Source organism: Microbacterium sp. KHB019 (assembly GCF_037285405.1).
Taxonomy (GTDB): domain Bacteria; phylum Actinomycetota; class Actinomycetes; order Actinomycetales; family Microbacteriaceae; genus Microbacterium.
Genome location: NZ_JBBDHF010000001.1, coordinates 525,027 through 548,090, shown reverse-complemented (window position 1 = coordinate 548,090; position 23,064 = coordinate 525,027). Strand labels below are relative to the sequence as shown.

The following is a 23,064-nucleotide window of genomic DNA, read 5'->3' as shown; positions in this document are numbered from 1 at the left end:
AATCGAGAGCACCATGGCTACATTTGGCACGCTCTCCGATCGGCTCACCGAGACCTTCCGCAACCTGCGCACGAAGGGAAAGCTCACCGCCGCCGACGTCGACGGCACCGTCCGCGAGATCCGTCGCGCGCTCCTCGACGCCGACGTCGCACTCGCCGTCGTGAAGGACTTCACCGCGAAGGTGCGCGAGCGCGCCCTCGGCGACGAGGTCAACAAGGCGCTCAACCCTGCGCAGCAGGTCGTTCAGATCGTCAATGAAGAGCTCGTCGGCATCCTCGGCGGCGAACAGCGCCGCCTGGAGTTCGCCAAGACCCCGCCGACCGTCATCATGCTTGCAGGCCTCCAGGGCTCGGGTAAGACGACGTTCGCCGGCAAGCTCGCCAAGCAGCTCGAGAAGGACGGCCACACCCCGCTCCTCGTCGCTGCGGACCTCCAGCGCCCGAACGCCGTGAACCAGCTGCAGGTCGTCGCGCAGCAGGCCGGCGCAACGATCTTCGCCCCTGAGCCGGGCAACGGCGTCGGCGACCCGGTCAAGGTGTCCCGCGACGGCGTCGAGCACGCACGTCGTCAGCAGCACGACGTCGTCATCATCGACACCGCCGGGCGCCTCGGCGTCGACGCCGAGCTCATGAAGCAGGCATCCGACATCCGCAAGGCGGTCAACCCCGACGAGGTCCTGTTCGTCATCGACGCGATGATCGGTCAGGATGCCGTGAACACGGCCAAGGCGTTCCAGGAGGGCGTCGACTTCACCGGTGTCGTGCTGTCCAAGCTCGACGGCGATGCGCGTGGTGGTGCGGCGCTTTCCGTGGCGTCCGTCACCGGGCGCCCGATCATCTTCGCCTCGACCGGCGAGGGGCTGGACGACCTCGAGCCGTTCCACCCCGACCGCATGGCGAGCCGCATCCTCGACCTCGGCGACATCCTCACCCTCATCGAGCAGGCCCAGCAGGCGTTCGACGAGGAGGAGGCGCAGAAGGTCGCCGAGAAGCTCGCGAACGAGGCCTTCACCCTCGAGGACTTCCTCGACCAGCTTCAGCAGATGAAGAAGATGGGGTCGATGAAGAAGATGCTCGGGATGCTGCCGGGCATGGGCCAGATGAAGCAGCAGCTCGATGACTTCGACGAGCGCGAGATCGACCGCACAGAGGCGATCATCCGCTCGATGACGCCGGGGGAGCGGCGCAACCCCAAGGTGCTCAACGGCTCGCGTCGCCTGCGCATCGCCAAGGGCTCCGGCATGACGGTCACCGACGTCAACCAGCTTGTGCAGCGCTTCGACCAGGCAGCCAAGATGATGAAGACCGTCGCGCGCGGTGGAACCCCGAACATCCCGGGCATGGGCCCGGTACCCGGCATGGGACGCCCTGGCGCCTCAACAAAGCGCGGCAAGAAGGGGAAGTCGTCCGGCGGCTCGCGCTCGGGCAACCCGGCGAAGCGCGCAGCGGAGAACGCTGGAGTCCCGACCGGCCCTTCGACGGGCTCCGGCTTCGGCCTCGGCGGTCAGAAGGCCCCCAGCGAGGCCGATCTCGCCGAGATCCAGAAGCTCTTCGGCAAGGGCTGAGTCAGGAGCTCACGTCTGCTGCGGCCTCCGCGGCGATGCCGACGCCGTGCGCCTCGCGCAGCTGGGTGAGGGCGTCGTCGATCTCGGCATCCACTCGCACCGAGTCCCAGTCCATGAGAGGCGCGAGCACGGCCGCGATCGTACGCACCACACCGGCGTCGGCATCACCCGTGAACGCGAGACTCGTGCGCCGGAAGATCACGTCCGCGACATGCCGCACCATCTCGTGCTCGACCATCCACGCGAGCTCGCGTGTCGACAGTGCGACGCCCACGAGCGGTGCGTCCTCGCCATCCGCGATGTACGACGCGACCTCCGCTGCCCTGGTCCCGTACCGGGTGAACAGCACGCGACCGCGCTCGTCATCGCCGACGTTCTCGCGCAGCCACTCGAGCTTGCGTCGCGGCGTCTTGGGGTAGCCGTTGCCGCCGCCGATCCGGACGCCGGCGGTGCCGACGCTTCGCCGGCGGCCCAGCTCCTCGAGCACGTGGTCGGCGAGATTCTCACCGAGCGCGCGGAATGTGGTCCACTTGCCTCCGACGAGGCTGAACACGGTCGGGAGCCCAGCGTCCTTGCGGCGCTCGATCCGATAGTCGCGTGACACGAATCCGGGCGCGGTGTCGTCGTGGTGAGGGAGCGGACGGATGCCGGAGTAGCGGTAGACGATCTGCGAACGGTCGACAGCGATCGTCGGGAACACGTGCCCGATGAGGTCGAAGAAGTAGTCGACCTCCTCCTCCGTGCACAGCGCGGGCTCACGAGGATCGGCTTCCAGGTCCGTGGTGCCGACGAGCACGCGGCCCTTGAGCGGATAGATCAGTACGATGCGGCCGTCGGAGTGCTCGAAGAAGATCTCGCGGCCGCCCGTGGCGTCCAGCAGCTCGGGGTGGTCGAGAACGATATGCGAGCCCTTGGTGCCGCCCATGAAAGCCGTATCGGTGCCGAGCGTCTCGTTGGTCAGATCGGTCCATGGTCCGGAGGCGTTGACGATGACGTCGGCCTGCACGGGGAACTCGCTGCCGGTCTCGAGATCGCGCAGGAGGAGTCCTTCGGGAACGAGCCCCGCGGCTTCGACGTAGTTCAGCGCCCTGGCGCCCGCGTGCGCGGCCTGGCCGTCGCGAAGAACGTCGAGCGCGAGGCGTTCCGGGTCGTGGATCGATGCGTCGTAGTACGTGGCGGTGTACTTGATGGCCGGGTCGAGCTGCGGCAGCTGCTCGAGTGACTTCTTGCGACCCACGAAACGGTGCCGCGGCACGTTGCCGCCGTCGCGGGAGAACGTGTCGTAGAGCGTCAGGCCGATCTTGATCAGGAATGCCCCGCGCTCCTGCGGCTTTCCCTGCTTGTGCGTCAGGAAACGCAGGGGGGCGGTGAAGATGCCGGAGAACGTCGAGTAGATCGGAATCGTCGTCTGCAGGGGCTTGACGTAATGCGGTGCGATCTTGAGCAGGCCGTTGCGTTCCTGAACGGACTCCTTGACGAGGCGGAACTCGCCGTTCTCGAGGTATCGGATGCCGCCGTGGATCATGTGGCTCGAAGCTGCCGTCGCACCGGAGGCGAAATCTGCGCGCTCGACGAGCAGAACATCGACGCCCTGCATCGCGAGGTCGCGGAAGGTCGAGATGCCGTTGATGCCCGCACCGATCACGATGACGCTCGTGCGTCCGCTCTCGCGCACTGCCGTGACGCTCGCTCGCTCGTTCGGGATGCTGACCGCGCTCATATCTCTCCTCGTTGGTGCCTCACCGTATATCCTGAGCCGGTCAGCACACCTGCGCAAGCGGGCTGCACGAACGTGCAAGGAGAACGCGATGCCCGATCGATCACCGGATGACCCGAAGGTGGCATCCGCCCTTCGGGCGGCCCAGCTCTACTACCTCCAGGACATGACGATGGATGCCATCGCGACCGAACTCGGAACCTCGAGGTCGTCGGTGTCTCGTCTTCTCAGCCATGCGCGGGAGACCGGTCTCGTCGAGGTGCGCATCCATCCGCCGCAGGGCCAGGAGCTCCGGCTCGAGGAGGCGATCCGAGCCCGTTTCGGGATCGCCGCTCATGTCGTCCCCGCGCCGCGGACGCTCTCGGACGTGGAGAGATTCGAGCGGGTGGCGCTCAGCGCCGCACGACAGCTTCCACTGCACATCGACTCGAACATGACGGTAGGCATCGCCTGGGGATCGACCCTGGATGCCATCAGCAGGCACCTGCCGAAGAAGGAGACGCACAACTCGACCGTGGTGCAGCTCAACGGGGCAGGCAACACGTTCACGAGCGGTGTCGACTATGCCAGCGAGATCCTGCACCGCTTCGGCCAGGCGTTCGGGGCCGCAGTCCAGCAGTTCCCCGTGCCCGCGTTCTTCGACGATCCGATGACGAAGGAGGCCATGTGGCGCGAGCGCAGCACCCGGCGCGTCCTGGACCTGCAATCACGCGCCGACGTCGTGATATTCGGTCTCGGCTCACCGTTCGCTGAGGTGCCGAGTCGCGTCTACATCGGCGGTTATCTCGACCGCTCCGACTATCGGAGCATCCGCGACGGGAGGATCGTCGGGGACGTCGCGACGGTCTTCTACCGTGAGGACGGGAGCTGGAAGGACATCGAACTGAACCGCCGGGCCACGGGGCCCGGCTTCTCGGTGCTCGCTCGTGCCGCCCGGCGGATCTGCGTCGTCTCGGGAACCCAGAAGCTCGCGAGCCTTCGTGGCGCGATCGCAGCGCGGCTCATCACCGACCTGATCCTCGACGAGCATCTCGCGGACCAGCTCGTCGGAACGTGAGCTCGAGCTGCACGTTCGTGCACGCACGCGGGGCGTGAGACGCCGGCCGCCCTAGGCTGTGGATCAGACCAGACAACGCCGTCACCGGCTGGAGAGAACAACCTATGCACATCGTCGCCATCGATCAGGGCACCACCAGCAGTCGGGCCATCGTCTTCGACGACAACGGCACCATCGTCGCAACAGGTCAGCGCGAGCACGAGCAGATCTTCCCGCGCGCCGGATGGGTCGAACATGACGCCGCCGAGATCTGGACCAACACCAGTGCCGTGATCGGCGAGGCGCTCGAGGCCGCAGGCATCGACGCGTCGGAGGTCGCCGGAATCGGGATCACGAATCAGCGTGAGACGGCGATCGTCTGGGACCGCAGCACAGGGGAGCCGATCTGCAACGCGATCGTCTGGCAGGACACCCGCACGCAGCCGCTCATCGACGAGCTCGCGGCGGACGGCGGCATCCGTCGTTTCGCGGACATCACCGGACTGCCGCTCGCGACATACTTCTCCGCGTCCAAGATCGCGTGGATTCTCGAGAACGTCGACGGCGCCAGAGAGCGCGCGGAGACCGGCGACCTGCTGTTCGGCACGCCTGACACCTGGGTGCTGTGGAATCTGACCGGCGGTCCGGACGGCGGCGTCCACGCCACCGACGTCACCAACGCCAGCCGAACCCTCCTGATGGACCTGCGCACGTTGGACTGGGACGACGGTCTGCTCAGCGCGTTCGGCGTGCCGAGGGCAATGCTGCCCAGCATCCGCTCATCGTCGGAGCTCTACGGGGAGGCCAAGGGTACCGCTCTCGACGGCACTCCGATCGCGGCGATCCTCGGAGACCAGCAGGCCGCGACCTTCGGCCAGGCCGCGTTCGAGCGCGGAGAGTCGAAGAACACCTACGGCACGGGGAACTTCCTCATCGTGAACACAGGAGAGGAGATCGTCGAGAGCGAGAACGGCCTCATCACCACGGTCGCCTACCAGCTCGGCGATGAAGCACCCCGCTACGCGCTGGAGGGATCGATCGCAGTGACCGGATCCTTGGTGCAGTGGCTGCGCGACAACCTGGGCCTGTTCGATCAGGCGCCTGACGTCGAGTCCCTGGCGCTGAGCGTCGAGGACAACGGGGGCGTCTACATCGTGCCGGCCTTCTCCGGTCTGTTCGCCCCCTACTGGCGACCGGATGCGCGCGGCGCGATCCTCGGCCTCACGCGGTTCGCGAACAAGGGCCACATCGCGCGTGCGGCGCTCGAGGCGGTCGCCTTCCAGACCAGGGAGGTGCTGGATGCCGTGACAGCCGACACCCAGGTGAAGCTCGAAGAGCTCCGCGTCGACGGCGGCATGGTCGGCAACGACACCCTCATGCAGTTCCAGGCCGATGTGCTCGGCCTACCCGTCGTCCGCCCCGCCGTCATCGAGACGACAGCGCTCGGTGCCGCCTACGCCGCAGGACTCGCGGTGGGCGTCTGGGCTGATTGCGATGAGCTCAGGGCCATGTGGCGGGAGGACGAGCGCTGGGAGCCCGGCATCGACGACGAGAAGCGCGAGCGGCTGCTCGCGCGGTGGCGCAAGGCCGTCACGCGTACATTCGACTGGGTCGACGAGAACTGAGCTCAGACCACAGGGACGCCCGGCCCGGAGCGGAACTCGCGGATCAGATGGTGGACGACCTCGTGCAGGTCGCCGTCGGCGGCATCCGCCACGCGAAGCTGACGCTCGTAGCTCGCACCGGAACTGAGGATGTCGCGCACACCGGCGAACTCCGCACCGCAGTGCAGCTCTTCGGCGACCGGTGAGAGCTCGCTCAGCAGTTCCGACACGTGCTCGCGGATCAGGCGCTGGGAGCCGTCCTCGTGGACGATGACCCGCGCCTCCAGGCCGTATCGCGCAGCGCGCCACTTGTTCTCGCGGTGGAACCACGGCGGCATGGTCGGCAGCGTCTCACCGGCATCCAGGCGGCGGGAGAGATGCTCGACGAGAACCTGCACGAGCGCGGCGATCGCCGCCATCTCGGTCAGGGTGGAGAGGCCGTCGCATGCCCGGACCTCGATCGTGCCCCAGCGCGGGGCCGGCCGGATGTCCCAGCGCACCTCGGTGGCGTCCGCCATCACGCCCGTTCGCACCATGTCGTCGAGATAGCGCTCGAAGTCGGACCAATCGCGCATCGGCCAGGGGAGTCCGGCGGTCGGCAGCTGCTGGAACACGAGGGCGCGGTTGGAGGCGTAGCCGGTTCGCTCACCCGCCCAGAACGGACTCGACGATGTGAGGGCCTGCAGATGCGGCAGGTACGCCGAAAGCGCGCCGATGATCGGCATCACCTTGTCACGATCCTCGACGCCGATGTGGACGTGGATGCCCCAGATCATCATGTTGCGTCCCCACCACTGGGTGCGCTCGATGAGCTTGTGATAGCGGCTCTTGTCGGTGACGCGCTGGTCGAACCACTGCGCGAACGGGTGGCTCCCCGCAGAGAGCAGCTCGACGCCGGCCGGGTCGGTACGTGCCCTGACAGCCGCGATGGCCGCCGCGATGTCGCCGATGGCGTGCTCGACGGAGTCGCCGATGCCGCTGGTCACCTCGATCGTGTTGGTGAGGAGCTCGCCGGTGACGGTGTGGCGTTCAGGTGCGCTCTCGTCCTCGAGCGCAGTGAGAAGCTCCGGTGCGCGCCCGACCAGATCACCCGAGTCGGGATCGGCGAGCATGATCTCCCACTCGAGACCGACTGTCGAGCGCGGCGAATCTGCGAACTCCTGCTTCACGAGCACAGTCTGACACGCCGCCCCGTAACTCCCGACATGCGTGTCGCGTGGTTTCGCGTGCGGCGCGGGATCTGGCAGAATAGAAGGTCGGACGACGTTCTCGACCCTCTATCCAGACCGCGTCCACTCATTTGAGCTTCCGCCGGGTGTGCACCCCACTCTCCAGGCGATCAGTTCGTTCCTTCCACACCATTCAGGAGAATCGTGGCTGTAAAGATTCGTCTCAAGCGCCTGGGCAAGATCCGCGCGCCTTACTACCGCATCGTCGTCGCCGACTCGAAGACCAAGCGCGACGGTCGCGTCATCGAAGAGATCGGCAAGTACCACCCGACTGAGCAGCCCTCGTTCATCGAGGTCGACTCGGAGCGCGCGCAGTACTGGCTGTCCGTCGGTGCTCAGCCGACCGAGCAGGTCGCCGCCATCCTCAAGCTCACGGGCGACTGGGGCAAGTTCAAGGGCGACAAGGACGCGAAGTCCACCGTCCAGGTCGCAGAGCCCAAGGCTCCGTTCGAGGTCGACTCGGCGAAGAAGTCCGTCGTGAAGCCGAAGGCTGAGAAGAAGCAGGAGGCTCCTGCTGAGGAGGCTCCCGCCGCCGACGCGGAGGCCGCTGAGGCTCCCGCCGCCGACGCAGAGTAATCGCCGTGCTCGCCGCCGCGCTCGAACACATCGTCAAGGGAATCGTCGATCACCCGGACGATGTCCGCATCAGCTCCTCCACTTCGCCGCGAGGCGACCTCCTCGAGGTGCGCGTGCACCCCGAGGACCGAGGACGCGTGATCGGGCGCGGCGGCCGCACCGCGAAGGCACTGCGCACGCTCATCTCCGCCCTGGCAGATGGGCAGCGTGTCCGCGTCGACGTCGCGGACGACTGACGTGGTCCAGGGCGACAGGGGCCAGGGCAAGAACCAGCTGCGCGTCGGCCGCCTCGTGAAGGCCCACGGCCTCAAGGGCGCGCTCAAGCTCGAGCTGTACACCGACAACCCGGAGCGACGTTTCGTCCCCGGGGCCGAGTTCACGTTGCAGGTGCCAGAGGCATCTCCGTGGCACGGCAAGTCGATCACCGTCCGCGAGTACCGCGTGATGAACGGCAACCCCGTGGTGTTCATCGACGGCGTCGATGACCGCGAGGGTGCGGAAGGACTCGTACGCGCCATCCTGTGGATCGACCAGGATGCCGACGAGCCCGAGGACAACGCGTGGTACGACCACCAGCTCGTCGGCCTCGATGTCGTCCGGGAGGACGCGGTGATCGGCAAGGTCGTGCGCGTCGAGCACATGCCTGCGCAGGACCTGCTCATCATCAAGGCGAGCGAGCGCGAGGTGATGGTCCCGTTTGTGGAGGCCATCGTTCCGTCCGTCGACATCGCCGCCGGCCGCGTCACTGTCACGCCGCCCCCAGGGCTGTTCGAAGAGCTCCCTGAAGCCGACGGCGCGGCCGCTGCCGAAGACGCCGACTGACGGTGCTGAGTACGATCGCCCCATGCGCGTAGACGTCATCTCGATCTTCCCGTCGTACTTCGACGGTCTCGCGCTCTCGCTGCTCGGCAAAGCGCGCGAATCCGGCATCCTGGATCTGCGCGTCCACGACCTGCGCGACTGGACGAGCGATCGACACCGCACCGTCGACGACACGCCCTACGGCGGCGGCGCCGGCATGGTCATGAAGCCGGAGCCGTGGGCGCTCGCACTGGACGAGCTGACCGGCGAGTCCGGCACCGAACGCCCGACCATCATCTTCCCGTCACCGGCCGGCGAGGTGTTCCGACAGGCGACGGCCCGCAGCTTCGCCGAACGCGAGCATCTCATCATCGGCTGCGGCCGCTACGAGGGGATCGACGAGCGCGTCTTCGAGTACGCCGCCACCCTGGGCGAAGTCCGCCTCGTCAGCCTCGGCGACTACGTGCTCAACGGGGGAGAGGTCGCCGCGATGGCGATGATCGAAGCCGTCGGACGACTCATCCCCGGTGTCGTCGGCAACCCGGAGAGTCTCGTCGAGGAATCCCACGAGGACGGGCTCCTCGAGTACCCGTCGTACACGAAGCCCTCGGCGTGGCGCGAGCGCGCGGTGCCGGATGTGCTCCTCAGCGGCAACCATGCGGCCATCGCCTCCTGGCGACGCGCGCAGCAGCTTGAGCGCACGCGGCTGCGCCGCCCCGATCTGCTCGCTGACTGACGGCGGGGCTCAGCGCCCGCTGTCGACCTCGTCGAGGAGTTCGTCCTCGACGGCGGCATCCCGGTCGCGCCGGCGCACCTTCGGAGCCGCAGCGGGACGGCCTTCCGCCTCTTCGCGATGCTTCTGCACCTCGGTGCGGATCATGTAGAAGATGAAGATGAAACCCATCACGCCGAACAGGATCCACTGGATCGCGTAGGACAGGTGCGGGCCCGGATCGTCGGTCGGCGACTCGAACCCTCCGAGTGCTGTCTCCGGTGACGGGGTCTCGTCGACGAGCCGGCCGTAGGCGCTGGTCACGACGTCGCCGTCGAGGCCGGCTGCGACGGTCGGCAGGTGGATCGTCGGCACCTGTCCCTCGGGGGCGCTGCGTCCCGAAGACGGAAGCTGTTCGCCCGGCCGCAGGCGGACAGTGACCTCCACGGTGCCGGACGGCGGCGCGGGGACGGCATCCGGGGTATCGCCTTCGCCTGCCGGAACCCAGCCGCGGTCGACGATGAGGATCCTGCCGTCCTCGTTCTGGAAGGGCACCAGAACCTCGAACGCGCTTGTCCCGCCGTGCGGACGGTTGCGAACGAGGACCTGTTCGTCGGCGAGGTACTCGCCCTGAAGCAGAACAGGGTGCCATTCGTCGTCGGTGCCGAGCCCGCCGTCGGTTCCGATCAGGTCGTCCAGCGGCACCGGGTCGGCGTCGTAGTTCTGCTCGACCAGCGCGATGTCCGCGGCGCGGGTCTCGTTGCGGTCGAACTGCCACTGCGAAAGGAAGACGCAGGCGATCGCGAAGGCGATTGCGATGAGGAGGTAGACGCCCCAGCGGACGAACCGGTTGTTCACGCAGGAAGCCCCTCACGGACGGCGACGGGGAAGTCCCGCGCCGCCAGATAATCGCGCAGGAACACCGCATGCTCATCGCAGGCGAGCCAGATCTTCTCGCGATCGGCACTGTGGATCCGCGGGTTGCGCCACACGATGTGCTGCGTCGCGTCGCGCCGGCAGCCGGCGCGGGAGCATTCGTGCGTCACTTCTCGTCGTCCTCGCGGCGTTCGGTCACAGCTGGACGCTCCTGGATCGTGATGATGGTCGGATCGGCGGCAGCGGGAGGCGCCGCAGGAGCCGGGGCGCTGAGCTCCTGCGTCGGCGACTCGGCCGGGGGCGTGGCCGTCGGACTCACCGCATTCGCGAACACGACGGCGATGTACGGCAGGATCGCAGCCGCTGCCGCGAACACCCAGGTGTACCAGCCGTACGGCGTCACGAGCACGGTCAGCGCGAAGCACACCATTCGGATCCCCATGGTGATCCAGTACCGGCGCACACGACCGGATGCCTCGTCCTGCGGGGATTGCGGGAGCGAGGTCACAGGTGCGGCATGCGACTGTTTCACGATCTCTCCAGCCTACGCCGCGCGGGCGATGCCGGAGTCGCAATCGCGGCAGGATCGCCGCGTCGGGGCACGCGTGTCAGGACAGCAGGAAGGGCACGAAGCCCGCGCTGCCGATGACGAAGAGCGAGAGGATCCCGAAGATGAGGGTCAAGGCGAGGATCGCGACCCCGACGTACCCGAGGATGAGGCCGGCGATCGCCATGCCTCGTCCGCCGAGTGCCGGGTTGGTGCGTGTCTGCTTGAGCGCCATGTGACCGGTGATCACGGCGGCGATCGAGGCGAGCAGCGGCAGGAAGGCCCAGCTCAGGACGATTCCTGCGATGCCGGTGATGAGAGACGTCACAGCGAGACCGCTGGTCGGCCGGGACGGTGCGTACGGCTGGACGCCGGGGTACTGCTGAGTTCCGGGATACGGCTGCGCGGCCGGGTACTGCTGCTGAGCCGGGTACTGCTGTTGCGGCGGGTACTGCTGTGCCGCGGGGTACGGCGGCTGAGCGGGGTACGGCGGCTGAGCGGGCTGCGCCGGATACTGCGCGGCTGCGGGCGGTGGCGAGTAGGGCGGGGCCTGCGGCGGAAGCGCCGGGTGATCGCCCTGGTTCGTGCTGTCGCTCATCGCGGTACCTTTCATCGGATGCCGTTCGGTGGTCGTATCCATCTTGTCGTGAATCTCGTGTCCCGGGGCGGGGAGATGTGCCCGGATAGGATGGCTCGGGTCCCTTCGAACAGCCCTCCGGGAGTGCACTCATGAGTTCAGAACGCGTCGTCCTCGTCACCGGCGGCAATCGCGGCATCGGCCGCGCGATCGCGGAGCGGTTCGTCCGCGACGGATACCGCGTCGCCGTCACGGCCCGAAGCGGTGAGGGTCCGGAGGGCACGCTCACGGTGCGCGCCGACGTGACGGATGCCGCCTCCATCGACGCGGCGTACACCGAGGTCGAGGACAAGCTCGGCCCCGTCGAAGTCGTCGTGGCCAACGCAGGCATCACCAAGGACACGCTGCTCATGCGGATGAGCGAGGACGACTTCGACAGTGTGGTCGCGACGAACCTCGGCGGCACGTTCCGCGTGGTCAAGCGGGCTTCGAAGGGCATGCTGCGAGCACGGTTCGGCCGCGTGATCCTGATCTCGAGCGTGGTGGGCCTGTACGGCTCCGCAGGACAGGTCAACTACTCCGCGTCGAAGAGCGCGCTGGTCGGGTTCGCGCGCTCGCTCACTCGTGAACTCGGCGCCCGAGGCATCACGGCCAACGTCGTCGCCCCCGGCTTCATCGAGACCGACATGACGGCCGAACTGCCTGAAGAGACCCAGAAGCAGTACAAGGCGAACATCCCTGCTGCCCGCTTCGCGACGCCGGAAGAGGTCGCGGGTGTCGTCACCTGGCTCGCCGGCGACGACGCTGCCTACATCTCCGGCGCGGTCATCCCCGTCGACGGCGGCCTGGGAATGGGCCACTGACCAACGAAACCTAGCGGGCGGCGGCGGCGATCAGCTCGCCCAGCCGTGCGGGCTGCGAGAACTGCGGCCAGTGCCCGCTGCCGACCTTTGTGACGGTGACGTCGCGGAGCGCGCGGTACTCGTCGCCGTATGAGCCCCACTGGTCGAGCTCGCTCTCCAACTCTTCCGCACTCATCCCGCCCATGAGCATGGTCACGGGCACGGTGTGCCGTGCACCGCTGAGCTGGATGGGGTCGGTCGGTACGCGCGCCGGCACGGAACGCGTCAGCGGAAGGGTGCGAGCCCGAGTCTGCTCATCGAGGTCGTAGACGTCCTGATCGGGGAAGAAGTCCCACCCGGGGAACGGGATGACACCGTCGACGAGCGCGAACTCGGAGATGACCGATTCGGGCGGAGGCGGCACGGTGTCGACCAAGATCACCCGCGCCACCCTGTCTGTCCTGGCGTCGGCCGCACCCCACACGACGTTGCCGCCGCCGCTGTGCCCGACGAGCACGACGGGTTCGGACGCCGCATCGATCTGCTGCACCACGGCGTCGACCCAGTCGGAGATGCCGATGCCGGCCGATGTCTCGGCGGGTTCGCCGAGGCCGGGAAGCGTCACCGGGACCGGGCGGAGCCCAGCGGCCTCGAGGGCAGGGACGACATCGTCCCACGAGGAGGCATCCAGCCAGAGACCAGGCACGAGAATGATGTCCATGTCGCGAACGTTACGCGAACCCTCGGACATCGACCAGACATGGGCGATCGAGCCCGGGGAACATCACGGCAGCAGTGGGATGACCGCGCGCAGATCCTGTTGGCCGATCACGAGATCCGCGGACGCGCGCACCATGGGCTTGGCGTTGAACGCGAGCCCGAGCCCGGCAACCGCCATCATCTCGAGATCGTTCGCGCCGTCGCCGATCGCGATCGTCGCGCGCCGAGGAACACCGAGCTCGCGTGCCCAGTCGATCAGCGAACCCGCCTTGACCGTGGCATCCACGATCTCGCCGTCGACAGCACCGGTCAGAGCGTCATCCGTGACGGCCAGGCGATTCGCGCGCCATCGATCCACGCCCAGCTCCGGGGCGACGTGATCGAGGATCTCGTGGAACCCGCCGGAGACGACGCCGACGACACCTCCGCGCTCGTGAATCGCGGACGTGAGCTCGCGGACGCCGATCGTCGGCCTGACCCTGGCGCGCACGCGCTCGAAGGAACGAGTTCCGACACCGGTCAGCGCGTGGACGCGTGAGCGCAGGCTCGTGGCGAAGTCGATCTCGCCGCGCATCGCGGCTTCTGTGGCGGCCTGCACCTCGTCGCGTCGACCCGCCTCATCGGCGAGGAGTTCGATCACCTCATCCTGGATCAGCGTGGAATCGGCATCGAGGACGACGAGGAAACGCGCAGCAGTCACGCGATCGAGCGTAGCGCCGAATCGATGGCCCGCTGATCAGCGTTCGATGAGCTCGCCCTTGCCGACCACGGTGATCCCGGACTCGGTCACGGTGAATCCGCGGTCCAGATCGCGGTCGCGGTCGACGCCCACCGTCGCCCCGTCGAGCATCACGACGTTCTTGTCGAGCACCGCTCGGTGAACCCGCGCTCCCTGGCCGACGACGACCCCGTCGAAGACCACCGAGTCGGTGATCGTCGAGCCGCCTGCGGCGAGGGTGCCTGGCCCGATGACACTGCGTTCCAGGTGCGTGCCCGAGAGCACAGAACCCGGTGACACGATCGAGTCGATCGCGTTGCCGATGCGGCCGACGGCGTCGCGGACGAACTTCGCAGGGGGCGCGTTCACGCTCTGCGTGCGGATCGGCCACAGCGTGTTGTACAGGTTGAACACCGGCAGCGTCGCGATGAGATCCATGTGCGCGTCGAAGAAGGAGTCGATGGTGCCGACGTCTCTCCAGTAGGCGCGATCACGCGGCGAGGAACCCGGCACGTCGTTCTGCTTCATGTCGTAGTACGCCGCCTCGCCTCGCTCGACGAAGTAGGGGATGATGTCGCCGCCCATGTCGTGGTTCGAGGTGGCGACCTCTCCGTCGGCCTCCACCGCCGCGATCAGGGCGTCGGCGTCGAAGATGTAGTTGCCCATGGACGCGAGCACCTCGTGCGGCGAATCGGCGAGACCCGTGGCATCCGTCGGCTTCTCGAGGAATGCGCGGATCCGTCCCGATCCGTCGGGGTCGGCATCGATCACGCCGAACTGGTTCGCGAGGGCGAGCGGCTGACGGATGCCGGCGACGGTCGCCGCGGCACCAGAGGCGATGTGCGCATCCACCATCTGCTGGAAATCCATCCGGTACACATGGTCGGCGCCGATGACGACGACGATGTCCGGCTTCTCGTCGTTGATGAGGTTCAGGCTCTGCAGGATCGCGTCCGCAGAACCCGAGAACCAGCGCTTGCCCAGACGCTGCTGCGCCGGGACCGAGGTGATGTACGAGTCCAGCAGTGCCGACATCCGCCAGGTCTGCGTGATGTGACGGTCGAGGCTGTGCGACTTGTACTGGGTGAGCACCACGATCTGGCGCAGGCCCGAATTGATGAGGTTCGAGATCGCGAAATCGATCAGCCGATACTGGCCGCCGAACGGAACGGCCGGCTTGGCGCGATCCGCTGTCAGCGGCATGAGCCGCTTGCCCTCACCGCCGGCGAGGATGATGCCGAAGACCTTCTTTGGGGCTGCCATGGCTCCACCATAGAACCCGAACGGGTCGCTGTACTAGCGTTCAGACATGCGCGTGGACATGATCAGCAAAGAGTACCCACCGGAGATCTACGGGGGCGCTGGAGTGCACGTCGCCGAGCTCGTCGCCGCGTTGCGCGAATCCATCGACGTGCGGGTGCGCGCGTTCGGTGCCGAGCGCTCCGAGCCGGGGACGCAGTCGTACCGGACGCCTCGCGAGCTTGCGGATGCGAATCCCGCCGTGCAGACGCTCGGCACCGACCTCACGATGGTCTCCGACGTCGCTGGAGCCGACTTGGTCCACAGCCACACCTGGTACGCGAACTTCGCCGGGCACCTCGCATCGCAGCTGCACGGCATCCCGCACGTGCTCACCGCGCACAGCCTCGAGCCGTTGCGGCCGTGGAAGGCCGAACAGCTCGGCGGCGGCTACGCGGTCTCCAGCGGAGTCGAGAAGCTCGCCTACGAGAACGCCACAGCTATCGTCGCCGTGTCCGCCGGTATGCGGGCGGACATCCTGCGCAGCTATCCGAACGTCGACCCCGCGCGAGTGCGCGTGATCCACAACGGCATCGACGTCGACCGGTGGAAGCCCGTCGACGACCCGGAGTTCCTGGCGTCTGTCGGGATGGATCCGACACGCCCGTCCGTGGTGTTCGTCGGACGCATCACGAGGCAGAAGGGCCTGCCGTACCTGCTCCGCGCGGCGGAGCTGCTGCCGCCGGACGTGCAACTCGTGCTCTGCGCAGGGGCCCCTGATACGCCGGAGATCATGGCCGAGGTGCAGGAGGGGGTGCGCCGCCTCCAGCAGTCCCGTGAGGGCGTGATCTGGATCGAACGGATGCTGCCCCGCGAACAGCTCAGCGCGATCCTCGCGGCGGCCACGACATTCGTATGCCCATCGGTCTATGAACCCCTCGGCATCGTGAACCTCGAGGCGATGGCGTGCGGAGCAGCCGTCGTCGGCACGGCCACCGGCGGCATCCCCGAGGTCGTGGACGACGGCGTCACAGGCCGCCTCGTCCCGATCGATCAGGCGCAGGACGGGACGGGAACACCGCTCGACCCCGACCGGTTCGTCGCCGATCTCGCAGCCGTTCTCACCGAGGTCGTCTCCGATGTCGACCGTGCCGCCGAGTACGGCCGCGCCGGGCGGGAGCGAGCCGCACGCGAGTTCAGCTGGGCGGCGATCGCCGACACCACGCGCGCCCTCTACGCGGAGCTGATCGACTGAGCCGATAGGCTGGGTGCATGCCGAGCGCTCTTGATTTCACCGATGTCGTCGTGCGCCGTGACGGGCGCAACATCGTCGATCATGTGACCTGGCAGGTCGCAGACGACCAGCGATGGGTGGTGCTCGGGCCGAACGGCGCCGGCAAGACCACCCTGCTGCAGTTGGCCGACACGCTCATGCACCCGACGTCGGGAAGCGTCGAGATCCTCGGCGAGACCCTCGGGCGCACCGACGTCTTCGAGATCCGTCCGCGGATCGGCTTCGCGTCCACGGCGATGGCCAAGCGCATCCCGCGCGAGGAGAGCGTCCTGAACGTCGTGCTCACCGCCGCCTACTCGGTCACCGGCCGATGGAACGAGCAGTACGAGAACATCGACGAGCGCCGCGCGCTGCGCGTGCTGGGGGAGTGGAAGCTCGACCACCTCGCCGATCGCACTTTCGGCACGCTCAGCGACGGCGAGCAGAAGCGCGTCCAGATCGCCCGCGCGGTGATGACGGATCCCGAGCTCCTGCTGCTCGATGAGCCCACAGCGTCCCTCGACCTCGGAGCCCGCGAAGAGCTGCTCGGGCTCCTCAGCGGTTACGCCTCGTCGCCGACCACACCGGCGATGGTGATGGTGACGCATCACGTCGAGGAGATACCCGTCGGTTTCACGCACGTGCTGCTTCTCCGCAACGGCGGCGTCGTCGCGGCCGGCCCGATCGAGCAGACCTTGACGGCGGATGCTCTCACCGAGGCGTTCGGCATGCCGATCACGTTGTCCGCCGAGGACGGCCGCTACGCGGCCCGCGCCACGTCCTGAGCCGAGGATCTGCTAGAATCGATCCTTGGTGCTTTCGCGCCGCAGACTTCCCTCGCTCCTGGCACAATCCAGGGCACCATCTAAGGAACCCCATGAAGACTGACATTCACCCCGACTACAAGAACGTCGTGTTCCGCGACCTGGGCTCGGGCGAGACCTTCCTGACCCGCTCCACCGTCACCAGCGACAAGACCGTCGAACTCGACGGCGTGGAGTACCCGGTCATCGACGTCGAGATCTCCTCGGCTTCGCACCCGTTCTACACGGGCAAGCAGCGCATCATGGACTCGGCCGGTCGCGTCGAGAAGTTCAACCAGCGCTTCAAGGGCTTCGGCGGCAGCAAGTAAGCTGATCGCACGAAGAAGGCCCCGCTCCGGCGGGGCCTTCTTCGTGTTCAGGCCTCGTGCTGCGGGGCGCGCCCTCTCACGGGCCAGGTCCCGTCGAGCGCCTCCTCCGGCTCGATGCGGCCGATGCGGACGAAGTACTCGGTCAGGCTCTCGGCCTGCGTTCGCGCCCAGCCGATCTGACGGGTGTGCAGTTCCTGCGCGGTCTCGGCGAGCGGAAAGCTGCGCGCGATGGCCTGTGCGACACGCCCTGCGGCGATCGCGTCGGCCGAGGCCTCGTGCGCGCCGTCCAATGAGACGCCGTAATGCTCCGCCACGACTTCGAGCGTGCGTTTGCCCTTTCGGTAGCGGTCGAAAGCCTTGTCGATGACGAGCGGGTCGATGATCGGGCCCGGCGCCTCGAGCGGCGGGATGCCGTGCCGGAGGCACTCGTTGGTCAGCAGTGAGAAGTCGTATGAGGCGTTGTACGCGACCACGGGGAGGCCCTGGTCGAACAGGGCGCGCAGTGATCCGGCGATCTCCGTCACGACCTCACGGGCCGGACGGCCATGCGCACGTGCGTGCTCCGTCGAGATCCCGTGCACGGCGGCGGCGCCGTCCGGAATGGGAACGCCCGGGTCCGCTATCCATGAGCGAGCGGCGATCTCGCGTCCCTTCGCGTCGAGCACTCCGACGTGCGCTGTGACGATGCGGTCTGCCGTGACGTCGACGCCGGTGGTTTCGAGATCGAAGACGCCGATGCGCCCGAGCCAGTTCGGGAGCTCCTGATCGATTGCCATGAAATTCTCCTCTGTCTCGCCCAACGGTAGGGATGGCCACCGACATGGCGGCGAAGGCTCGCCCGTAGACTGAATGCATGCCCATCCCGTCGCCCTACGCCGAACGGCTCAGCCGTATCCAGATCGAACGGCACGAGGTCGATGTGACCGGTGGGCGGACCGCTTACTGGACGTACGGACCATCGACGGAAGCACAGACGCCGAGCGAGGGCGGTGATGAGCGCGCGCCGCTGACCGTGATCGCGGTGCACGGCTTCCGCGGTGAGCACCACGGCCTCGAGCCGGTCCTGGCCCACCTGCCGGAGCTGCGGGTCATCGCGCCGGATCTTCCGGGCTTCGGGGAGACCGCGCCGCTGCCCGGTCGCACGCACGATCTCGACACGTACGCCCAATGGCTCACGGAGTTCGCGGCGGCGGTCGCCCCCGACGCGGTCATCCTGGGGCATTCCTTCGGATCCATCGTCGCGTCGGCCGCCGTCGCCGGCGGCCTCGAGACCCCACGGCTCATCCTGATCAACCCGATCGGTGCGCCGGCACTCGAGGGTCCGAAGGGTGTGCTGACGAAGCTCGCCGTGCTGTACTACGGCCTCGGAGCGAAGCTCCCGGCCGCGTTGGGCACCGCGCTGCTGCGCAACGGGCTGATCGTCCGCGGCATGAGCATCGCCATGGCCAAGACGAAGGACTCCGACCTGCGCCGGTTCATCCACGGCCAGCACGACACGTACTTCTCCGACTTCGCCGATCGTGACGTGCTCCGTGACGCCTTCGTCGCGAGCGTGTCGCACGACGTGCGCGAGTTCGCTCCTGATATCGACGTACCGACGCTGCTGATCGCCGCGCAGGACGACGACATCACCCCGATCGAGGCGGAGCGGCGTCTGGCGACGCTCTTCTCCGACGCCGAACTCGTCGAGATCGCCGACGTCGGCCACCTCATCCACTACGAGACTCCGGAGGAGGCTGCCGGAGCGATCCGCCGCTTCCTCAGGGTTCCCGTCGCGCGAGGCCGATGAGTCCGGCGACACGGTAGGGGATGACCTCGCCCATGGCGAGGGAGGTCTCTGTTCGCTCGACGCCCTCGATCGACAGGATCCGGGCATCCGTGTCGAAGAGATGCCTGGCGTCGCGACACGCGACGCGGGCGAGAAGATCGATCGATCCGCTGAGTCCGTGCACCTGCAGCACCTCAGGGATTCTCGCCAGCTCGGCGGTGATCCGCGGCAGTTCTGTCTGACGCAGTCCGATGCTGATGAACGCCTGGAGCGGGAAGCCGAGTACCTCAGGCGAGAACGATCGCTCGTACGACAGGAAGACGCCGGTCTGTTCGAGTCGAGCCATCCGGGCCTGGATGGTGTTGCGCGACAGGCCGAGGCGTTCGGCGAGCGAGACGACCGTTGTGCGCGGGTCTTCGGACAGGACACTCAGCAGTTCGAGGTCTACACGATCGAGGGCGGACATAGTGCCAAACCATAGCAGGTGCGCACGCTCCGAATTGCGCAACATGCTCAAGTGCGGCGTAGATGCTTGAGCGTGCTGACAAACGGACGTACCCTCGAACTAACCGATGAAGACGTCGGTGCACGGCGTGAACGTCCCCACAAGGGACACACACGACAGGAGGACGAAGATGTCATCGCAGACCACTCCGATCGCAGACACAGCGCAGGATCTTGAACTCGCCGAGCGGCTTCTCGCCCCGGACGGAACCCGACTCAGCAACCCCGAGCTCGACCCGTTCGTCGCCGATGTCGATCCAGCACAACTGCGCTCGCTCCACCGCGACATGGTGATCCTGCGCCGCATCGACGCCGAGGGCGTCGCTCTGCAGCGGCAGGGACAACTCGGACTGTGGGCTCCGTGCAACGGGCAGGAGGCCTCGCAGATCGGCACCGCCCGTGCGCTCGACCCGATCGACTTCGTCTTCCCGAGCTACCGCGAAACCGGTGTGATCTACGCTCGTGGCGCCCAGCCCGGCGATTTCGTCCGCGTCTGGCGCGGCGAGGAGGGTGCTCCGTACGACCCGATGCAGATGCGGGTCGCTCCGCTGCAGATCATCATCGGAGCGCAGTCCTTGCACGCCGTCGGCTACGCGATGGGCATCAAGCACGAGCAGGCCCCCGAGGTCGCCGTCACATACTTCGGCGACGGCGCCACCAGTCAGGGCGACGTCAACGAGGCGATGGTGTTCGCCGCGTCGTACCAGGCGCCGGTCGTGTTCGTCTGTCAGAACAACCACTGGGCGATCTCCGAGCCGGTCGCACTGCAGTCGCAGTACCCGATCTCCGGCCGAGCGCCCGGTTTCGGCATCCCGAGCATGCGTGTCGACGGCAACGACATCCTCGCTTGCATGGCCGCCATGCGCTGGGCGCTGAACCACGCGCGCTCCGGCAAGGGGCCCGCCTTCATCGAGGCCGTGACCTACCGGATGGGTCCGCACACGACGTCCGACGATCCCACCCGGTACCGTGACCCGGCAGAGCTCGAGTCGTGGAAGACGAGGGACCCGATCGCCCGAGTCGAGTCGTACCTGCGCAGCCTCGGCGAGATCGACGACGAGCAGATCGCCGCAGCGCACGCCGACGCCGACAAGATGGCCCGCGAGATGCGTGCCGAATGCCTGGGCATGGTCACCCGCGAGCCGCTCGCCGTCTTCGACGGCGTGTACGCGGAGCCGCACTGCGGCATCGACCGCCAGCGCGACGAGTACGCCGCGTACCTTGCGACTTTCGAGGAGGCCTGAGATGACGCAGCTCACCCTCGGCAAAGCACTGAACGCCGGCCTTCACAAGGCCATGCATGATGACGACAAGGTAGTCATCATGGGGGAGGACATCGGCAAGCTCGGTGGCGTCTTCCGGATCACCGACGGACTCCTCGACGAGTTCGGCGCCGCGCGTGTCATCGATACGCCGCTCGCCGAGTCAGGCATCGTCGGCACGGCGGTCGGTCTGGCCTACCGCGGCTACCGCCCCGTGGTCGAGATCCAGTTCGACGGCTTCGTGTATCCCGCGTTCGATCAGATCGTGTCGCAGGTCGCCAAGCTGCACTACCGCACGCAGGGCCGCGTAAAGATGCCGATCACGATCCGCATTCCGTGGGCCGGCGGCATCGGGGCGGCCGAGCACCACTCCGAGTCCCCTGAGGCCTACTTCGTGCACACGGCTGGACTCCGCGTCATCACCGTGTCCAATCCGCAGGATGCCTACCGCTGCCTTCAGCAGGCCATCGCCTCGGACGATCCGGTGATCTTCTTCGAGCCCAAGCGCCTGTACCACCACAAGGGCGAGGTCGATCTGGACGCCCCGCTCGCCGACGCGCCTCCGATGGGGCTCGCGCACGTCGTCCGGGAGGGCACCGACGCCACCGTAATCACTTACGGTGCCATGGTCACGACGGCGCTCGATGCGGCGGCCGCAGCCGAGGACGAAGGCCTGTCGCTCGAGGTCATCGATCTGCGCTCGATCTCGCCGGTCGACTACGACACGGTGGCGGCATCCGTCCGTCGAACCGGCCGTGTCGTCGTCGCACACGAGGCCTCTCGCGAGGCCGGTGTCGCGGCTGAGGTCATCGCGAGCATCACCGAACGCTGCTTCGAATACCTGGAGTCCGCTCCGGTGCGCGTCACAGGGCACGATGTGCCGTACCCGCCGGCGAAGCTCGAGAAGTTCCATCTGCCGGACCTGGACCGGATCCTGGATGCCGTCGACCGCGTCCTCGACCGTCCCAACAGCCTGACGGGAGCCGAGTCATGATCCAGGAGTTCCGCCTCCCTGACCTCGGTGAAGGTCTCGCCGACGCCGAGATCGTCCAGTGGCTCGTCGCCCCCGGCGACACAGTCACGCTGAACCAGACGTTTGCAGAGGTCGAGACGGCCAAAGCCGTCGTCGAGCTGCCATCGCCTTATGACGGAACAGTGACGACGCTGCATGCAGAAGCGGGTGAGACCGTCGACGTCGGCGCTCCACTGATCGAGTTCGACGTCGCGGGTGACGAGCCGGCGACGGGTCCGGGCGACAATGCCGCTGCCAAGGAACCGGTCGAGGACGCGGCGGAGGAGAAGACGCCCCCGAACCTCGTCGGCTACGGCGCCGCGCCCTCCAGCAAGGCCCGCCCTGCACGTCGCGCCCGTCGTGGCGCCGCAGCGTCCGTCGCCGCCGACACCGCCGTCCTGGAAGCAGCACCGCACGATGCGCTGCCGGAGACCGCCGCTGCCGCCGCGGTCGGCGAGCGGCCCCGCTCGACACCGCCGGTCCGCGCCCATGCCAAGCGACGTGGCGTCGACATCGCGCTCGTCGCGGCTGAGGTCGGCGATCGGGTCATCACGCGCGACGACATCGACGCGTACGCCGAGCGCGTGGGCGGACACGTCGAGGTGCAGGCGGCTCCTGCTGCGCAGCCGACTCTGTTCACCGGCTCGACGGAGCGCGAGACGCGGATCCCGATCCGCGGCGTCCGCAAGCACACGGCCGCAGCGATGGTGCAGAGCGCGTTCACGGCACCGCACGTGACGACGTTCCACACGGTCGATGTCACGGCCACGATGGATCTCATCGCGAGCCTCAAGGCCGACCGCTCGCTCTCCGAGCACAGAATCGGACCCCTGGTCGTCGTCGCGAAGGCCGCGTGCCTGGCGCTCAGTCGCACCCCGGGTCTGAACTCCCGCTGGGACGAGGAAGCGGGTGACATCGTTCAGCCGCACTACGTCGATCTCGGCATCGCGGCAGCGACCGAACGCGGCCTGATCGTGCCGAACATCCGCGATGCTGATCGCATGACGCTGCCGCAGCTGGCCGATGCGCTCGGTGCGCTCACGCAGACCGCGCGGTCGGGCAAGACGTCGCCGGCCGACCTCGCCGGCGGCACGTTCTCGATCACAAACATCGGCGTGTTCGGAATCGACGCAGGCACGCCGATCCTGCCGCCAGGGCAGTCGGGCATCCTGGCTGTCGGCGCTGTCCGGCGGATGCCCTGGGAGTACCGCGGAGAGATCGCCCTTCGCCAGGTCATGACGCTGAGCCTCTCGTTCGATCACCGCATCGTGGACGGCGCCGAGGGCGCGCGCTTCGTCAAGGACGTGGCCGACATCCTCGAGGAGCCCGGCCGCGCCATGCTGCTGGGGTGAGCG

26 protein-coding genes are annotated in these 23,064 nt (G+C 67.6%); 15 read left to right on the top strand and 11 right to left on the bottom strand.

The features are described 5' to 3' along the window. Window positions 1-13 precede the first annotated feature (13 nt). Window positions 14-1,564 (top strand): signal recognition particle protein, encoded by a 1,551-nt coding sequence (ffh, locus tag KHB019_RS02715; RefSeq protein WP_337458035.1) that lies wholly within the window; start codon window positions 14-16, stop codon window positions 1,562-1,564. A gap of 1 nt (window position 1,565) precedes the next feature. Here ffh and KHB019_RS02710 read toward each other — a convergent pair whose 3' ends face one another. Continuing rightward, the gene (locus KHB019_RS02710) at window positions 1,566-3,284 is read right to left on the bottom strand and encodes a glycerol-3-phosphate dehydrogenase/oxidase (protein WP_230103304.1); all 1,719 of its coding nucleotides are present in this window, start codon (window positions 3,282-3,284) and stop codon (window positions 1,566-1,568) included. 88 nt (window positions 3,285-3,372) lie between these two features. Here KHB019_RS02710 and KHB019_RS02705 point away from each other — a divergent pair, with 88 nt between their 5' ends. Together KHB019_RS02705 and glpK are read left to right on the top strand one after the other, a co-directional pair. Next, window positions 3,373-4,338 (top strand): sugar-binding transcriptional regulator, encoded by a 966-nt coding sequence (locus tag KHB019_RS02705; RefSeq protein WP_230103303.1) that lies wholly within the window; start codon window positions 3,373-3,375, stop codon window positions 4,336-4,338. Between the two features lie 104 nt (window positions 4,339-4,442). Next, a complete protein-coding gene (glpK, locus tag KHB019_RS02700; protein WP_337458034.1) occupies window positions 4,443-5,942 on the top strand; it encodes a glycerol kinase GlpK in 1,500 nt (499 codons plus the stop codon). 2 nt (window positions 5,943-5,944) lie between these two features. Here the strand turns inward: glpK and KHB019_RS02695 are convergent, their stop codons facing one another. After that, on the bottom strand, window positions 5,945-7,033 hold the full coding sequence (locus KHB019_RS02695) for a glutamate--cysteine ligase (RefSeq protein ID WP_443193193.1): 1,089 nt from the start codon (window positions 7,031-7,033) through the stop codon (window positions 5,945-5,947). Window positions 7,034-7,294: 261 nt separating this feature from the next. Here KHB019_RS02695 and rpsP point away from each other — a divergent pair, with 261 nt between their 5' ends. Genes rpsP through trmD form a run of 4 tightly spaced genes read left to right on the top strand, consistent with a single transcriptional unit; the run spans window position 7,295 to window position 9,263 of the window. Further along, the gene (gene rpsP / locus KHB019_RS02690) at window positions 7,295-7,726 is read left to right on the top strand and encodes a 30S ribosomal protein S16 (RefSeq protein WP_230103300.1); all 432 of its coding nucleotides are present in this window, start codon (window positions 7,295-7,297) and stop codon (window positions 7,724-7,726) included. Between the two features lie 5 nt (window positions 7,727-7,731). After that, complete coding sequence (locus tag KHB019_RS02685; RefSeq protein ID WP_337458032.1) at window positions 7,732-7,962, top strand: RNA-binding protein; 231 nt, start codon at window positions 7,732-7,734, stop codon at window positions 7,960-7,962. Further along, complete coding sequence (gene rimM / locus KHB019_RS02680; RefSeq protein ID WP_337458031.1) at window positions 7,925-8,548, top strand: ribosome maturation factor RimM; 624 nt, start codon at window positions 7,925-7,927, stop codon at window positions 8,546-8,548. Before KHB019_RS02685 ends, rimM begins: the two co-directional genes overlap by 38 nt. Before the next feature lie 22 nt (window positions 8,549-8,570). Continuing rightward, window positions 8,571-9,263, top strand: a complete 693-nt coding sequence (trmD, locus tag KHB019_RS02675; RefSeq protein WP_325471494.1) for a tRNA (guanosine(37)-N1)-methyltransferase TrmD — start codon at window positions 8,571-8,573, stop codon at window positions 9,261-9,263. Window positions 9,264-9,272: 9 nt separating this feature from the next. On the opposite strand, the gene KHB019_RS02670 is transcribed toward trmD, so the two are convergent. The 4 genes from KHB019_RS02670 to KHB019_RS02655 all read right to left on the bottom strand — a co-directional run bounded on the left by KHB019_RS02670 (window position 9,273) and on the right by KHB019_RS02655 (window position 11,260). Further along, window positions 9,273-10,097: an SURF1 family cytochrome oxidase biogenesis protein gene (locus KHB019_RS02670; RefSeq protein WP_337458030.1), complete on the bottom strand. Its 825-nt coding sequence runs from the start codon at window positions 10,095-10,097 to the stop codon at window positions 9,273-9,275. Beyond that, window positions 10,094-10,285, bottom strand: a complete 192-nt coding sequence (locus KHB019_RS02665; protein ID WP_230103295.1) for a hypothetical protein — start codon at window positions 10,283-10,285, stop codon at window positions 10,094-10,096. The genes KHB019_RS02670 and KHB019_RS02665 overlap by 4 nt, the downstream gene beginning before the upstream one ends. Next, window positions 10,282-10,647 (bottom strand): DUF3099 domain-containing protein, encoded by a 366-nt coding sequence (locus tag KHB019_RS02660; RefSeq protein WP_230103294.1) that lies wholly within the window; start codon window positions 10,645-10,647, stop codon window positions 10,282-10,284. The genes KHB019_RS02665 and KHB019_RS02660 overlap by 4 nt, the downstream gene beginning before the upstream one ends. Before the next feature lie 76 nt (window positions 10,648-10,723). Further along, window positions 10,724-11,260, bottom strand: coding sequence for a DUF4190 domain-containing protein (locus KHB019_RS02655; RefSeq protein WP_230103293.1), 537 nt, complete (start codon window positions 11,258-11,260; stop codon window positions 10,724-10,726). Between the two features lie 131 nt (window positions 11,261-11,391). Between KHB019_RS02655 and KHB019_RS02650 the strand changes: the two genes are divergently transcribed. Continuing rightward, window positions 11,392-12,102 (top strand): beta-ketoacyl-ACP reductase, encoded by a 711-nt coding sequence (locus KHB019_RS02650; protein WP_230103292.1) that lies wholly within the window; start codon window positions 11,392-11,394, stop codon window positions 12,100-12,102. A gap of 10 nt (window positions 12,103-12,112) precedes the next feature. Here the strand turns inward: KHB019_RS02650 and KHB019_RS02645 are convergent, their stop codons facing one another. From KHB019_RS02645 to KHB019_RS02635, 3 genes are all read right to left on the bottom strand, one after another. Continuing rightward, window positions 12,113-12,802 carry an alpha/beta fold hydrolase gene (locus KHB019_RS02645; protein ID WP_230103291.1) on the bottom strand — a complete coding sequence of 230 codons (690 nt, stop codon included), beginning with the start codon at window positions 12,800-12,802 and terminating at the stop codon, window positions 12,113-12,115. Window positions 12,803-12,865: 63 nt separating this feature from the next. Further along, window positions 12,866-13,501, bottom strand: coding sequence for a phosphoserine phosphatase SerB (gene serB / locus KHB019_RS02640; RefSeq protein ID WP_230103290.1), 636 nt, complete (start codon window positions 13,499-13,501; stop codon window positions 12,866-12,868). Between the two features lie 36 nt (window positions 13,502-13,537). Then, window positions 13,538-14,782 (bottom strand): glucose-1-phosphate adenylyltransferase, encoded by a 1,245-nt coding sequence (locus KHB019_RS02635; RefSeq protein ID WP_230103289.1) that lies wholly within the window; start codon window positions 14,780-14,782, stop codon window positions 13,538-13,540. A gap of 46 nt (window positions 14,783-14,828) precedes the next feature. On the opposite strand from KHB019_RS02635, the gene glgA reads away from it, so the two are divergent. The 3 genes from glgA (at window position 14,829) to KHB019_RS02620 (ending at window position 17,163) form a co-directional block, all read left to right on the top strand. After that, on the top strand, window positions 14,829-16,013 hold the full coding sequence (glgA, locus tag KHB019_RS02630) for a glycogen synthase (RefSeq protein WP_230103288.1): 1,185 nt from the start codon (window positions 14,829-14,831) through the stop codon (window positions 16,011-16,013). Window positions 16,014-16,030: 17 nt separating this feature from the next. Further along, window positions 16,031-16,816: an ABC transporter ATP-binding protein gene (locus KHB019_RS02625; protein WP_337458029.1), complete on the top strand. Its 786-nt coding sequence runs from the start codon at window positions 16,031-16,033 to the stop codon at window positions 16,814-16,816. Window positions 16,817-16,908: 92 nt separating this feature from the next. Continuing rightward, window positions 16,909-17,163: a type B 50S ribosomal protein L31 gene (locus tag KHB019_RS02620; protein WP_230103286.1), complete on the top strand. Its 255-nt coding sequence runs from the start codon at window positions 16,909-16,911 to the stop codon at window positions 17,161-17,163. Between the two features lie 47 nt (window positions 17,164-17,210). Here the strand turns inward: KHB019_RS02620 and KHB019_RS02615 are convergent, their stop codons facing one another. Beyond that, window positions 17,211-17,939, bottom strand: a complete 729-nt coding sequence (locus KHB019_RS02615) for a 3'-5' exonuclease (protein ID WP_230103285.1) — start codon at window positions 17,937-17,939, stop codon at window positions 17,211-17,213. A 77-nt stretch (window positions 17,940-18,016) separates the two neighbouring features. Between KHB019_RS02615 and KHB019_RS02610 the strand changes: the two genes are divergently transcribed. Further along, window positions 18,017-18,952 (top strand): alpha/beta fold hydrolase, encoded by a 936-nt coding sequence (locus tag KHB019_RS02610; RefSeq protein WP_325471504.1) that lies wholly within the window; start codon window positions 18,017-18,019, stop codon window positions 18,950-18,952. Here the strand turns inward: KHB019_RS02610 and KHB019_RS02605 are convergent. Then, complete coding sequence (locus KHB019_RS02605) at window positions 18,924-19,397, bottom strand: Lrp/AsnC family transcriptional regulator (protein WP_230103283.1); 474 nt, start codon at window positions 19,395-19,397, stop codon at window positions 18,924-18,926. The genes KHB019_RS02610 and KHB019_RS02605 overlap by 29 nt on opposite strands. Before the next feature lie 169 nt (window positions 19,398-19,566). Here KHB019_RS02605 and pdhA point away from each other — a divergent pair, with 169 nt between their 5' ends. The 3 genes from pdhA to KHB019_RS02590 are packed head-to-tail and all read left to right on the top strand — an operon-like array spanning window position 19,567 to window position 23,061. Then, window positions 19,567-20,679 carry a pyruvate dehydrogenase (acetyl-transferring) E1 component subunit alpha gene (gene pdhA / locus KHB019_RS02600; RefSeq protein WP_230103282.1) on the top strand — a complete coding sequence of 371 codons (1,113 nt, stop codon included), beginning with the start codon at window positions 19,567-19,569 and terminating at the stop codon, window positions 20,677-20,679. A gap of 1 nt (window position 20,680) precedes the next feature. Then, entirely contained in the window at window positions 20,681-21,691 is a 1,011-nt protein-coding gene (locus tag KHB019_RS02595; protein ID WP_337458028.1) for an alpha-ketoacid dehydrogenase subunit beta, read from the top strand. Beyond that, a complete protein-coding gene (locus KHB019_RS02590; RefSeq protein ID WP_337458027.1) occupies window positions 21,688-23,061 on the top strand; it encodes a dihydrolipoamide acetyltransferase family protein in 1,374 nt (457 codons plus the stop codon). Before KHB019_RS02595 ends, KHB019_RS02590 begins: the two co-directional genes overlap by 4 nt. The last annotated feature ends 3 nt before the right edge of the window (window positions 23,062-23,064 follow it).

Excerpts from the sequence above, each read along its gene's own strand:
- ffh (WP_337458035.1), top strand. The coding sequence starts at position 14 with ATGGCTACATTTGGCACGCTCTCCGATCGGCTCACCGAGACCTTCCGC.
- KHB019_RS02595 (WP_337458028.1), top strand. The coding sequence starts at position 20,681 with ATGACGCAGCTCACCCTCGGCAAAGCACTGAACGCCGGCCTTCACAAG.
- KHB019_RS02650 (WP_230103292.1), top strand. The coding sequence starts at position 11,392 with ATGAGTTCAGAACGCGTCGTCCTCGTCACCGGCGGCAATCGCGGCATC.
- KHB019_RS02635 (WP_230103289.1), bottom strand. The coding sequence starts at position 14,782 with ATGGCAGCCCCAAAGAAGGTCTTCGGCATCATCCTCGCCGGCGGTGAG.
- KHB019_RS02705 (WP_230103303.1), top strand. The coding sequence starts at position 3,373 with ATGCCCGATCGATCACCGGATGACCCGAAGGTGGCATCCGCCCTTCGG.
- glpK (WP_337458034.1), top strand. The coding sequence starts at position 4,443 with ATGCACATCGTCGCCATCGATCAGGGCACCACCAGCAGTCGGGCCATC.
- KHB019_RS02615 (WP_230103285.1), bottom strand. The coding sequence starts at position 17,939 with ATGGCAATCGATCAGGAGCTCCCGAACTGGCTCGGGCGCATCGGCGTC.
- KHB019_RS02645 (WP_230103291.1), bottom strand. The coding sequence starts at position 12,802 with ATGGACATCATTCTCGTGCCTGGTCTCTGGCTGGATGCCTCCTCGTGG.
- KHB019_RS02710 (WP_230103304.1), bottom strand. The coding sequence starts at position 3,284 with ATGAGCGCGGTCAGCATCCCGAACGAGCGAGCGAGCGTCACGGCAGTG.
- KHB019_RS02695 (WP_443193193.1), bottom strand. The coding sequence starts at position 7,033 with ATGCTCGCCGATCCCGACTCGGGTGATCTGGTCGGGCGCGCACCGGAG.
- KHB019_RS02590 (WP_337458027.1), top strand. The coding sequence starts at position 21,688 with ATGATCCAGGAGTTCCGCCTCCCTGACCTCGGTGAAGGTCTCGCCGAC.
- pdhA (WP_230103282.1), top strand. The coding sequence starts at position 19,567 with ATGTCATCGCAGACCACTCCGATCGCAGACACAGCGCAGGATCTTGAA.
- KHB019_RS02625 (WP_337458029.1), top strand. The coding sequence starts at position 16,031 with ATGCCGAGCGCTCTTGATTTCACCGATGTCGTCGTGCGCCGTGACGGG.
- glgA (WP_230103288.1), top strand. The coding sequence starts at position 14,829 with ATGCGCGTGGACATGATCAGCAAAGAGTACCCACCGGAGATCTACGGG.
- KHB019_RS02655 (WP_230103293.1), bottom strand. The coding sequence starts at position 11,260 with ATGAGCGACAGCACGAACCAGGGCGATCACCCGGCGCTTCCGCCGCAG.
- KHB019_RS02610 (WP_325471504.1), top strand. The coding sequence starts at position 18,017 with ATGCCCATCCCGTCGCCCTACGCCGAACGGCTCAGCCGTATCCAGATC.
- trmD (WP_325471494.1), top strand. The coding sequence starts at position 8,571 with ATGCGCGTAGACGTCATCTCGATCTTCCCGTCGTACTTCGACGGTCTC.
- rimM (WP_337458031.1), top strand. The coding sequence starts at position 7,925 with ATGGGCAGCGTGTCCGCGTCGACGTCGCGGACGACTGACGTGGTCCAG.
- KHB019_RS02605 (WP_230103283.1), bottom strand. The coding sequence starts at position 19,397 with ATGTCCGCCCTCGATCGTGTAGACCTCGAACTGCTGAGTGTCCTGTCC.
- KHB019_RS02620 (WP_230103286.1), top strand. The coding sequence starts at position 16,909 with ATGAAGACTGACATTCACCCCGACTACAAGAACGTCGTGTTCCGCGAC.